General features: G+C 60.8%; 10 protein-coding genes. 5 read left to right on the forward strand and 5 right to left on the reverse strand.

From position 1 onward, the window contains the following. Positions 1-742 (forward strand): molybdopterin dinucleotide binding domain-containing protein (locus tag EN991_RS10995; RefSeq protein ID WP_281058794.1); only part of this gene is annotated, 742 nt, incomplete at its 5' end. A 100-nt stretch (positions 743-842) separates the two neighbouring features. Here EN991_RS10995 and EN991_RS11000 read toward each other — a convergent pair. From EN991_RS11000 to EN991_RS11015, 4 genes are all read right to left on the reverse strand, one after another. Further along, positions 843-1061, reverse strand: coding sequence for a hypothetical protein (locus tag EN991_RS11000; protein WP_013533186.1), 219 nt, complete (start codon positions 1059-1061; stop codon positions 843-845). Beyond that, on the reverse strand, positions 1058-1321 hold the full coding sequence (locus EN991_RS11005; RefSeq protein WP_127367384.1) for a hypothetical protein: 264 nt from the start codon (positions 1319-1321) through the stop codon (positions 1058-1060). The genes EN991_RS11000 and EN991_RS11005 overlap by 4 nt, the downstream gene beginning before the upstream one ends. Positions 1322-1620: 299 nt before the next feature. After that, complete coding sequence (locus tag EN991_RS11010; protein WP_127368736.1) at positions 1621-2001, reverse strand: response regulator; 381 nt, start codon at positions 1999-2001, stop codon at positions 1621-1623. Then, complete coding sequence (locus tag EN991_RS11015) at positions 1998-5108, reverse strand: CheR family methyltransferase (protein WP_127368737.1); 3111 nt, start codon at positions 5106-5108, stop codon at positions 1998-2000. The genes EN991_RS11010 and EN991_RS11015 overlap by 4 nt, the downstream gene beginning before the upstream one ends. Positions 5109-5379: 271 nt before the next feature. Here EN991_RS11015 and EN991_RS11020 point away from each other — a divergent pair, with 271 nt between their 5' ends. Next, positions 5380-6036: a response regulator gene (locus EN991_RS11020; protein WP_127368738.1), complete on the forward strand. Its 657-nt coding sequence runs from the start codon at positions 5380-5382 to the stop codon at positions 6034-6036. A gap of 102 nt (positions 6037-6138) precedes the next feature. Here the strand turns inward: EN991_RS11020 and EN991_RS11025 are convergent, their stop codons facing one another. Next, the gene (locus EN991_RS11025) at positions 6139-6411 is read right to left on the reverse strand and encodes a hypothetical protein (RefSeq protein ID WP_013533191.1); all 273 of its coding nucleotides are present in this window, start codon (positions 6409-6411) and stop codon (positions 6139-6141) included. 207 nt (positions 6412-6618) lie between these two features. On the opposite strand from EN991_RS11025, the gene EN991_RS11030 reads away from it, so the two are divergent. The 3 genes from EN991_RS11030 to EN991_RS11040 all read left to right on the forward strand — a co-directional run. Beyond that, a complete protein-coding gene (locus tag EN991_RS11030) occupies positions 6619-7725 on the forward strand; it encodes an NAD-dependent epimerase/dehydratase family protein (RefSeq protein ID WP_127368739.1) in 1107 nt (368 codons plus the stop codon). After that, complete coding sequence (locus EN991_RS11035) at positions 7722-8795, forward strand: NAD-dependent epimerase/dehydratase family protein (protein WP_024502366.1); 1074 nt, start codon at positions 7722-7724, stop codon at positions 8793-8795. Before EN991_RS11030 ends, EN991_RS11035 begins: the two co-directional genes overlap by 4 nt. Then, the coding region (locus EN991_RS11040) for a TIGR04295 family B12-binding domain-containing radical SAM protein (protein ID WP_127368740.1) at positions 8792-9858 on the forward strand (1067 nt) is incomplete at its 3' end. The genes EN991_RS11035 and EN991_RS11040, both read left to right, overlap by 4 nt.

A 9858-nucleotide genomic window follows, 5' to 3' on the forward strand; every position in this document is an offset into this window, starting at 1 on the left:
AGAAAGAGATCGCCAGGCAAGCGGCGATCAGACCGTTTCCATGGAGGATTCGACCGCCTGCATCCATGGGTCCTTTGGATCGCGCCCGCCGGTTTCGCCAAACCTGCTTTCGGAACCGAAGATCGTCGCGGAGCTGGCCAAGGCCACCGTGCCAGACATGAGTTCGATCCCTTGGGATAAGTGGATTGCCGACTATTCTCGCATCCGTGATGAGATCGAGCGCTGCTTTCCACAGCATTTCCGCCAGTTCAACAAGCGGTTCCTGACACCCGGAGGCTTCCATCGCGACATCAAGGCATCGAAGCGAATTTGGGAAACGCCGAACAAGAAGGCCAATTTCAAGCCGCCCACCACGCTGGAGACAGATCCCGATATCGATGTCTCGGGCCAAAAGGTGCTGACGCTGATCACAGTGCGATCCAACGACCAGTTCAACACGACCGTCTACGGTTATGATGACAGGTTGCGCGGCATCCACGGTACACGCATGGTGTTGCTGATGAATGAGGCCGACATCCAGCGGTTCGGACTGACCGCGGGGCAGCAGATCGATCTCGAAACGCATGCCGATGACGGTGTGGAGCGGCGTGTGCGCGGCCTTCGTGTGACACCCTATTCCGTGCCGCAAGGCAACTGCGCCGGCTATTATCCGGAACTCAATCCCCTGGTGCCCCTATGGCATCGCGCCAAGGAGGCCCACGTTCCGGCCGTCAAGTCCGTTCCCGTAAGAATTGTTTGCTGAGGCCGGAGGCCTCGGTCCCGGCCGGAGAGACGTGTCCGGCGACCCCGCCGTTGGGCACAGAAGCGGCCGTAGCCGCCACTTGGCCTAGCCGCCACTTGGCCTAGCCGCCACTTGGCTTTGGAGATGCCGGCTGGGTTGGCTGCGTGCCTTGCTGCTCGCCGCCGGTGCTGGTCTGCGGTGTCGGGTTGGTGTCGGTCGTGGGATTCTTGTCGACCGGTTGGCTGTTCGTAGTATCCGTCTTGGACTTGGCTGGATCGGCATTATCGTTGCACCCCGCCAAGGCGAGCAATGCCGCCGACATCAATAGCACTGCTCTCATGCTGACTTCTCCTGGAGTTCGGGCGAAGCCGTCTGCCAATGACCTATTCGGTCGAACCGCACCGAAAGCCCTTGCTTGACGGCGCTTCTGGCCAGCAGATGGTCCAGTTCGGCATCTTCAATCGGACTTCGTACGACCTGGCGGATGGCTTTGCAGGCAAGTTCCGTCGAGACGAAATCATATCTCCTGCTCCTGGCTACAACATATTGTTCGACCAGCATTTTTACGCGCCTGAGCGCGATTTCTTCGGCGAATTGCATTTTGTTCCTCCTGCACGCCGAACTGCCGAACCGGTACGTTGTTCCCACCCCGGTCCAAAAACATGATCGTCGAGATGATTAAAGGCTCGCGCTTTCCAACAGAAAGCGCGAGCGGATCAGGCTGAGGGGGACCCGATCGTCCAGCATCAAACGAGGGGAGCGATGACGCTGCACGGCTACCGAACTCGCACGGACTTGAGTTGTTCCACTTCGCGGTCCCTGAGGTGTTCACAGTCGAATGAACCCTAAATCGGGCGGGCCGGAGTCACCGGATCGATCGAGGCCAGCACTGCCTGAAATCACGAAGAATGCGTGTCGGGACGAAGCGATGCCAGGTCGGCCAGGGTGTTGAGAAGGGCAGCGTCGCCTGCCGGCTTCGGCACGAATTTGCAGTTTCGGAAGGGTTTGGGAACGTCACGGGGCCCAAATCCGGTCATGAAGGCGAAGGGGATACCGCGAGCCAACAGTGTTTCGGCCACGGGCAGACTTGTTTCACCGTTCAATTGAATGTCCAGCAGCGCCACGTCGACTTTGCCTGCATCGATAAGTTGACGAGCCGCGGCGACCGACGAGACCGGGCCGATCACGGGATAACCCGCCGCACGCAGGCGAGACGCGACGTCTTCGGCGATCAGCCATTCGTCCTCGACCACCAGAACGCGCGGCCTGTCGTCGCTCACGGCGCCTCCTTGTGGTTTGCCGGAAACGCGATCTGGACGCTGAGGCCGTCCTTGTGGAACGCGGTCTCGACATGGCCGCCCAGCCTGTAATCAATTTCACCCTGCAACAAGGTCAGCCCAAAGCCATTGTCTAACGGCGCCTTGACAGGAGGGCCGTCCTTTTCTCGCCAGCCAAATGTGAAACTGTCATCGTCGATCGACCATTGCACACTGACCTTGCCGTCGGTTTTTGACAAAGCGCCATACTTGGCCGCGTTGGTGGCCAGTTCATGGATGGCCATACTCAGGGAAAGCCCCTGTTGCGGACCTAGTTTGACATCCTTGCCATCGAGTTCGATCCGCTCGATGCCGAATGGTTCGAGCTCCTGCTGGAGCATTTCCCTGACCGAGGCTTCCTTCCATCTCTCCCGGGTCAGCAGGCCGTAGGCCCGCGACATGGCATGCAGGCGGCCGATCAGCGCATCCGCGAACTCCTCCTTCGTATCAGAACTTTCCCGCGTGCGGCTTGCAATGCTGGCGATCACCGCAAGCATGTTCTTGACCCTATGGTTGAGTTCCGAGATGAGCACCTGCTGATGCTCTTCCGCCTGTGCCAGAGTGGTGACATCGACAAGTGTCACCACCACGCCCTGGATCCTGTTGCCCTTGTCGCGATAGGGATTGATGCGGACCATGTGGAACAGGCCCCTGGCATCGCGTGCCAGATGGTGATTCAGGATCTCGCCTGTCTCAAAGACCTTGTCGATGTGCTGCTTCAACTCGGGGTAGTCGAGCTGGCTAGACAGATCCGTCAGCGGCCGGCCGACATCGGAGGGACGCAGGCTGAAGAAGGATGACGCCGCCGGCGTGAAGGTACGGACCACAAGGCTGCGGTCGAGGAAAATGGTCGCGATGTCGGTGCTTTCGAACAGGTTGCGCAGATCGCCGTTGGCGTGGTCGAGCTCCTCTATCTTGGCCGTCAACTCGGCGTTGATCGTGTTGAGCTCCTCGTTGAGCGACTGCATCTCCTCCTTCGAGGCTTCGAGTTCCTCGTTGGTGGACTGCGCCTCCTCATTGACGGAGACGAGTTCCTCGTTCGACGATTTGACCTCCTCCAGCGCGGTCTCGTATTCCTCGATCGTCGATTGCAGGCGCTCCCTGGTGTCGCGCAGCTCCCGCTCGAGATCGGCGGTGCTGTCACTGTCACGGCCGCCGCCGTCTTCCTCTGAGCGGGCCTGGGTCGGCCCCGACGGTTCGAACAGGACGAGATAAAGCGGCTCGCCATTGCCACGTTCGGTGAGCGGTTCGATCGTGAGCTTGATCGGCTGGACCCGTTCGTCGTCTTCCTCTACGATGAGGTTTTCCCGCACCACTGTGCGGCGCGTCGTCGTCGCTTCCCGCAACGCGGCGCGGAGGTCCAGTCGCAGCCCACGCCTAGCCATCGTCAGCAACTGCCGGCTGGGAATCCCTTGCGGCGCTTCGAGATATCTGCCGGTCCTGGCCGAATAATAGACGACATCGCCCTCGGCGTTGACCAGGACATGCGGCGGAGCGAAGCGCTCCAGCACCTGCGCCTCGACAGCCTGGCGCAGCGGATAACCGGCGGCTCCCTTCCTTAAGCCGGCGCTTTCAGAGGGAAAGACGCCGGAACGGCTCTCACCGATCAAGGCGGGCAGCCTGATATGCGGCGAGGCATGCTCGCGCGCCTGGAAGAGACGATGTTTCTTGTCGACAGTGGCAAACAGATTGTCGTGCTGCCCAACGCTTTCGGAGGTGCCGAGGAACAGGTAACCGCCGGGCTTCAATGCATAGTGAAAGACAGGGATGACACGGCTCTGGATGCTCGGGCCGAAATAGATCAGCAGATTGCGGCAGGAGACCAGATCCATGCGCGAGAAAGGCGGATCGCGAATGACGCTGTGCGGCGAGAAGATGCACAGTTCCCGTATCTCGTTGCTAATGACATAGCTCTCTCCGTCGCCGTTGAAGAACCGCTGTCGGCGTTCGGGTGAAAGCCCTTGCAGCAGGGCTTCGGGATAGCGTGCCGCCCGGGCCACCGCCAGCGCAGGCTCGTCTATGTCGGTGGCAAATATCTGGACGCGCGGAACGACCGTAAGCGTCTCCATGTGTTCGCGCAGCAGGATGCCGATGGAGAACACCTCCTCGCCCGTGGCGCATCCGGGAACCCAGACCCTGACGGTGTCGCTGGCGGTCTTGCCTTCGAACAACTGCGGTATGATCTTTCGCTCGAGCAACTCGAAGGCATCGGGGTCGCGAAAGAAGTTGGTGACATTGATCAGCAGATCGCGAAAAAGGTTCATCACCTCGCGAGCATCTTTCTTCAGCCAGTCTATATAGGCGCTGATGGAATGGACCTGGGCGATCTGCATGCGTCGCTTCACGCGGCGCAGAAATGTCTTGGTCTTGTAGCCCGAGAAGTCGTGGCCGGAGTGGCTGCGCAGAATGGCGTATATCTGTTCTCGCACCTTATCGATGTCGGCCGTATGGTCGCCATCTTCTTCCGCCAGCCCTTCCAGCGTGTCGAAGCCGCGGGCGAAAGCCTCCAGCTTCGCCCCGATCTCCTCGGCGGGCACAGCGACGTCGACGAGCCCGCTGGCAATAGCGCTCTGTGGCATGTCGGGATTGCGCGGCCCGTAGCCGTCGTGCGCTTGCGCGACAGTGAGGCCACCCCGCTCCTTGATCGCCTTGGCGCCCAGCGTTCCATCGGAATCACCGCCCGACAGAATGACGCCCACGGCATATTCGCCCTGGTCTTCAGCGAGCGCACTAAAGAAGATGTCGACGGGTTTGCGCTCTTGGGTAAGCCCGTTGGGCCGCCGCAGGCGCAGCACACCGTTGGCGATCGCCAGAGTGACGTTTTGTGGCATCACGTAGACGTGGTCAGGTACAACAGCTATGCCATCCTCGGCCACAACGACAGGCATCTCGGTGTAGCGGCTGACAACTTCATGCAACAGACTTTCTCGCTTCGGGCTGAGATGCGTGATGATGATGAACGCCATGCCGGGCTGGCTGGTAACGCCTTTGAACAAGCCTTCCATCGCGGGAATGCCACCCGCGGACGCGCCGATGCCAACGATGGGAAATCTAGTCGATCGGGCAGTCACGGCATGTCCCCCTTTCGCCGACCCGACATGAAGTCTCCTCAAGGCCGGATCGAACAGGACATAACCATATAGCGCGCAAGACGTATGGAACAAGACGTCAGGGATGACGTTGAACCCGATATCAATGGTGGTTCAATGACGAAACGCTCTGCTGACATAAAACTCCGAGCGCCAGTGGTGTCAGGGGCGCCTGGATCGCTAGCAGGTTCCGATGCGGGGCCCGTCCCGAATCGCATGCTGATGCTTGCGAAGCGGTTGCAGGCGGCCCTGGATGACAGAATTCGGAAAGCAAATCCTCTGCATTCTAACCTCCGTTGCAAGAAAGGATGACGACGTGCGCGACCTGCGGGGGCTGCATATTCTGATAGTCGAAGACGAGTGGACGATGGCGGGAGATCTTGCGCGGTTTTTCAGCAATATGGGCGCCATCATTCTCGGGCCCGCCGCAACCGTCGAACAGGCATCCAAACATACCGAAACGGCCGAAGCTGCAATCCTCGATGTCAATCTCAATGGCCGACGCGTGTTTCCAATCGCTGATGAGTTGATGCGCCGGGGTGTCCCCTTCGTGTTCTTCAGTGGCGATGACGACATCGCCATTCCCGACCATCTCCGCTACGCCAGCAATCTGCGGAAATCCTCGGGCAGCCAGGCGGTGTTCAACGCACTCTTTCCCCCGCAGGCACCGGGGCGGGCGACCCCCGGACCGGACCCGTCCGACGACGTCTTCGCGCTTTTGCCCAAACTGCGACTTGCGGCGCGCCTTTTGCTGGGAGACGTCGACGCATCGGATCGGCTCGTCGAGAGGACGCTCGAGCAAGCGATCCGGGATGTCGACCGCAGACAGCCTGGTCAATCCACTGAAAACTGGCTCAACGGCATCATGCGAGAGATGGCGAAAACCCGCGGCGCAAACCTGATGCATTAATTTTACCCTCCCTCTCAGGCTGAAGTGCTAAGCCGCGGGGCCGTCATTGTTGACCACATCTCGACAACTGGGCCGTACAGATCAGCCGCTTGGCTTGTCTCATCAGTCCTTCTGATCGCGCTCGACGAATTTGTTGAAACGGCTGGCTTTCCCCTCCCCGGTCTTGGCCTGATACAGAAAGGCCAGATCGTTCTCGTCGAATATCCGGAAGAACTCGTCCCATTCGATGGGCTCGAATGCTTCCTCAGGCTCACCGAAGTCGATCCGCAGGATGCCGCCCTCGCCTTTTGTGCGCACCACTGCCGGCCGGCCGTCCCGCTCCTCGGCCCACTTGCGAATTTCGTCGTGGTCGGTGGTCGTTTGCGACTGAGACATTGAAATCTCCTTTGATCGGCGTTGCTCCATGGGACACGCGGGCTGTCGGGCGTCCTAACAGCACAAGGGCGTCAATGTTCCAGCACCGCGCCGTGATCGCGATGCCGGCTCCCAACGAAGTCCGCCAAAGGAACTTTGTTGAAGCAAGGGAACAAACCTTTTGCCGAAAAGTTCGGGGCGCCGAGGTTACTGGTCTGAGGAGTCGTCGTGAAACGCATATTGGTTACAGGAGGCTGCGGCTTCATCGGCCGGCATGTCGCACAGGAACTCGTCGAGCAGGATTATTCGGTTCGCATCCTCGATGCGCTGCTGGAGCAGGTGCATGCGGGCGAAGCCGTCGCGCTTCCCGCCGGGACCGAACTGATCAAGGGTGATGTCCGAGACCGGGAGGCGGTCGCCGGTGCGCTGGAAGGTGTTGACGCGGTCATTCATCTGGCGGCGGAAGTCGGTGTCGGACAATCGATGTACGAGATCGCGCGCTATGTCGGCGCCAATGATCTCGGCACCGCAACGCTACTTGAAGCACTGATCAAGCACCCGGTCGAACGGATCGTCGTCGCCTCGTCGATGAGCGTCTATGGCGAAGGGCTCTATGCAACGCCAGACGGCCGGCGCATCGACAATGCCCGGCGCAAGGCGAGCGACATCAAAAGCGGGCAATGGAATCCGCTGTCGCCAGAGGGAGCCCCCCTCTCGCCGCTGCCAACGGACGAAGAAAAGCCGGTCGATCTCGCCTCAATCTATGCGCTGACAAAATACGCACAAGAACGCGCTGTGCTGATCTTCGGCGAAGCCTATGGCATCGATGCTGTCGCGTTGCGCCTGTTCAATGTCTTCGGCGCCGGCCAGGCATTGTCGAACCCCTATACCGGCGTGCTGGCCAACTTCGCTTCGCGTCTCGCCAACGGCCAACGGCCAATGATCTTCGAGGATGGCGAACAGAAGCGCGATTTCGTCCATGTGCATGACGTCGCCCGCGCCTTTCGCCTTGCACTGCAGCAACGCCAGGCAAAGGGTCATGTCATCAACATCGGCAGCGGCCGAGCCTACGCGATCAGCGAAGTCGCACGATTGCTGGCCGAGGCCATGGGGACACCGAACCGCTCGCCCGAACTGCTCGGCAAAGCGCGCTCCGGCGATATCCGCAACTGCTTCGCCGATATTTCCAAGGCCCGTGAGCTGCTCGGTTTCGAGCCGGTGCGGCAACGGGAGAATTCGCTCGGCGATTTCGTTTCCTGGGTGCGTAACACGTCCGCCGTCGACCGCGGCGCCGACATGAAACGCGAGCTCGAAGAACGCGGGCTGGTGTCATGAACACACGCAATCGACGCGACGCGCCGGTCGCCATCGTCGGCGGCAGCGGCTTCATAGGATCGAACCTCGCCGACAGCCTGTTGTCGGATGGCGAACCGGTGCTGGTGATCGACAATCTCAGCCGTCCGGGCGTCCAGCAGAACCTTGAATGGCTGGCACAAAAACACGCCAGTCGCCTCACGGTGGAGACCATCGACGTGCGGGACGCCAACGCCTTGGCGCCGGCTCTGACGGGTTCAAAGGCAATTTTCCATCTGGCCGCGCAAACCGCCGTCACCACAAGCCTGGTCCAGCCGGGCGAGGATTTCGACATCAACCTTCGCGGAACATTCAACGTACTGGAGGCGGCGCGACTGAGCGGTGAGCGTATTCCTGTTGTCTTCGCCAGCACCAACAAGGTCTATGGCAGCCTGCCCGACGTCGCGGTCCGCGAGGACGGCGACCGCTATGTGCCTTGCGACAGCGTCATCCAGGCGAACGGCATCGATGAGGCTCGGGGCCTGGACTTCTGCACGCCCTACGGTTGCTCCAAGGGCGCGGCGGACCAGTATGTGCTCGACTACGCCAAATCCTACGGCATGCCGACGGCGGTGCTGCGGATGAGCTGCATCTATGGACCGCGCCAGTTCGGAACCGAGGACCAGGGCTGGGTCGCGCACTTCCTGCTCAGCGCGCTGACGGGACGCCCCATCACCATTTACGGTGACGGCAGGCAAGTGCGCGATATCCTGCATGTTTCCGATGCCGTCGCCGCCTACAGGGCCGTACTCGACCACATCGAGACGACCAAAGGCCAGGCATTCAATCTTGGCGGCGGCCCGGAAAATGCGCTCAGCCTGCGCACGCTGTTGAGCGAGATCCGTGGCCTGACCGGCCATGAGCTTTCAATCCGCCATGATGGCGAACGCACCGGCGACCAGCCCTTCTTCGTCGCCGACACCCGCAAGATCAAAACCGCGCTTGGCTGGATGGCCCAGGTTTCATGGCGCGAAGGCGTCCGCGACCTAGCCGACTGGCTGCAGCGCCACCGGCTCGAGCCTCACCCCGAAGCCGTGAGGTACGTCGCATGAAAATCGCTCTGGTAAACCCATTCTGGACCTACGACGACAGCATCTATTTCGGCTGCCGCCAACCACATCTGCCGCTGGAACTCGGCTATTCGAAGGCCCTGCTCGAAGCCGCCGGACATGAGGTGCTGATGCTGGATGGTCAGTTGCAGAAGCTCGACAATTCCGGTCTTTGCGAGCGGGTGGCCGATTTCGCCCCGGCAATGACTGTCGTCAGTACCGCGCCGACCTATCTGTTCTGGCGCTGCGCACCGCCGGAATTGCGCGTGCCGGCCGATTTCCTCAACCTTCTCGCCGGGCGCGGTGGACGCACGGTCGCCGTCGGGCCGCACGGCTCGGCCACGCCGGCGCCAACCTTGCGCAAGCTCGGCGTCGACATCGTCGTGCGCGGCGAATGCGAAGAAGTCGTCGAGCAACTTGCCCGGCGCGACGATTGGAGCGCAGTGCCCTCAACCGCTTATCTGCGGGATGCCAGGGTGGTTTCGAACGGCGGCGTCCACGCCAGCTCGTTTGTCGATCATCCACCCCTCGAATGGCCTGCGGACTGGATCGCAGCCCATTCGCACCACCATCACAGGTTCGATGACAATCAGGTCGGGTTCGGCGCGGAAGTCGAGGCATCGCGCGGCTGTCCCTACAATTGCAGCTTCTGCGCCAAGATCGATTTCCGTGATGCCTATCGCCGTCGAAACCACGAAGCGGTGGTCGCGGAGATCGATCGGCTGATTGCCCAAGGTGTCGGCTACATCTACTTCATCGACGAAATCTTCCTGCCGCAAAAAGCGTTGCTGGAAGCCTTGGTCGATCGCAATGTGAAATTCGGCGTGCAGACCCGCATCGATCTGTGGAAGCCCGAGCTGCTGGAATTGCTGGGCGCCGCAGGCTGCGTCTCCATTGAAGCAGGGCTCGAAAGCCTGACGGTTGAAGGCCGGGCGATGCTGGCCAAGCGCTGCCGGCTGGGCACCGAGGAACTTGCCGCGCTGCTCGTCGATGCTAGACGTCACGTTCCATTCGTTCAAGCCAATCTGATCGGCGTGGTCGAGGATGATCCCGCCCTGGTCGAGCA

Source organism: Mesorhizobium sp. M7A.F.Ca.US.005.03.2.1 (genome assembly GCF_003997795.1).
In the GTDB taxonomy this organism is placed as follows: Bacteria; Pseudomonadota; Alphaproteobacteria; order Rhizobiales; family Rhizobiaceae; genus Mesorhizobium; species Mesorhizobium ciceri.